Here is a 2304-nt window from a genome sequence, read left to right as displayed (position 1 = left end):
GCTCCTGCTCCTACTTGTAAAAAACCAAATGCCTTAACAGCAACATCAATCAACTTAACAGGAGCAACTTTAGGTTGGACACAATTACCAAACCCCAATAATACTGTTGCTACAGCTTGGGAGGTTCTTATATTGCCAGCAGGATCTCCAGCTCCAACAGCTACAACAACAGGAGCATTGAGTGCCTCTTCAACTCAATATATTGCAAGCGGATTAACATCTGCAACTTGCTATGATTATTATGTTAGAGCGGTTTGTAGTACAACAGATTCTAGTTTTTGGGCAGGACCAAAAACATTTTGTACTGCAATTGCAAACGATGAATGTGCAAATGCAACTACAATATTAACCAATTCAAACATGACATGTACTAATTTTGGAGCGGGAATATTAATAGGCGCCACAGCATCTAGCCAAACCAATGGTTGTGGTGGCACAGCAGATGATGATGTTTGGTTCCAATTTGTAGCTACTGCCACTACACATGCGGTTAGTTTAACCAATGTAACTGGGTCAACTACAGCTCTAAATTTTGGTGTTTATAGTGGTACTTGCACAGGCCTTACACAAGTACTTTGTAATACTGCAGGAAGCGGTGTTGCAAATGGATTAATTGTAGGGCAAACATATTTTGTTAGAATATTTTCAGCTACAGCCACGCCTGGTCAAAATACTGCTTTCAATCTTTGTATAGGTACAATTCCACCAGCAATTCAAACCAACAATACTCAATATACAACACAACAATTAGTTCAAGATGTGTTATTAAATTCAACTTGTGCAACAGTTTCCAATATTACATCGTCCACAGGTTCCAACTTTGGATCTGTTAATGGATTGGCTTCATTTACTCAAAACGGATCAGGATTTCCATTTGCAAATGGTATAGTACTTTCAACAGGTGACGCCTTAAAAGCAAAAGGCCCTAATACAACCACTTTGAGTGATGGTAATACTGCATGGACGGGTGATACTGATTTGGAAAGTATAATATTAAGTGCTACAGGAAATCCAATGACATCACGTAATGCAACTAAATTAGAATTTGACTTTATTCCAATATCTAATAGTATTAGTTTTGATTTTATCTTCGCTTCAGAAGAGTACGGTACTTTTCAGTGTGAATATTCTGACGCTTTTGCATTTTTACTAACTAACACTGCTACAGGAGTTACTACTAATTTAGCTGTTGTTCCAAATACGACAGATCCAATTTCTGTTGTAACAGTTAGAAATCAATTGTATAATAATAGCTGTACCTCAGTAAATCCTAATTATTTTGCACAATTTAATAATTTACCAACAGGTATTAACCCTTTAGGTTCGGCCTTAAATTTCAATGGGCAAACTGTTGTAATGACTGCTTCTTCGCCTGTAACAAGCAATACGTTATACCACATTAAATTAGTAGTTGCAGATAGAAGTGATTCACTTTATGACTCAGCTGTATTTTTAAAAGGGGGTAGTTTTAGTATAGGAAACTTAGAATTAGGAAACGACCTTTTACAAGCTACAGGAAATGCCATTTGTGCAGGATCGAGCCAAACAATCAATACTGGCCTTGATGCGTCATTATATACGTTTGTTTGGAAAAAAAATAATGTTGTCATTGCTGGTCAAACAGGACCATCTTTAACTGTAACCGATTCTGGAACATATACTGTTTCTGCAACTTATAATAATTCAAGTTGTGTCGGAACAGACAGTGTAACTATTGAATTTTATCCGCCAATTTCGGCTGGTACTCCAAACAATTTAGTAGCTTGCAATACAACAGGAGTTGCCAACTTTGATCTCACTCAAAACAACTCCACTCTTTTAGGTAGTTTAACAGGTTATACTGTAAGTTATTTTACATCATCGGCTAACGCAAATAGTAATACTAATGCGATAGCATCACCTTCAAATTATACAAATACTTCCAATCCTCAAACTATTTGGGCTAGAGTGCAAAACACATCAACAGGATGTTTTGTTGTAAAAAGTTTTACCATTTCTGTTCAAAATAATATGCCAACATTTACTGTAATTCAAAATGTAGCTATTTGTGCTGGCAGTACAGGTACAATTACTGTAACACCTACAAATTACACTGACTCTGAAGTTACTTATTCTTGGACATTGAACGGAAATGCAATTGCAAATAGTAATTCAAATTCTATAAATGTTACACAAGCAGGAACATATCAAGTGTCTGTAAATAGAACAGGATGTATTGCAACTGCCTCAATAACAGTTACAGTAACTACTTTACCAGTTGCTACATTTGCATACAATGCAACAAGTTATTGCAAAACAGGAACC

The 2304-nt window shown here is 36.1% G+C and carries 1 protein-coding gene; it reads left to right on the top strand.

All coding sequences use genetic code 11. The features are described 5' to 3' along the window. The coding region (locus B0A58_RS15920; RefSeq protein WP_165766368.1) for a choice-of-anchor L domain-containing protein at nt 1–2304 on the top strand (2304 nt) is incomplete at both ends.

The sequence above is a fragment of the Flavobacterium branchiophilum NBRC 15030 = ATCC 35035 genome, from assembly GCF_002217205.1.
Lineage (GTDB): Bacteria > Bacteroidota > Bacteroidia > Flavobacteriales > Flavobacteriaceae > Flavobacterium > Flavobacterium branchiophilum.
The sequence above is the reverse complement of the archived record's forward strand: the minus strand, read 5'-3'. Positions and strand labels throughout refer to the sequence as shown.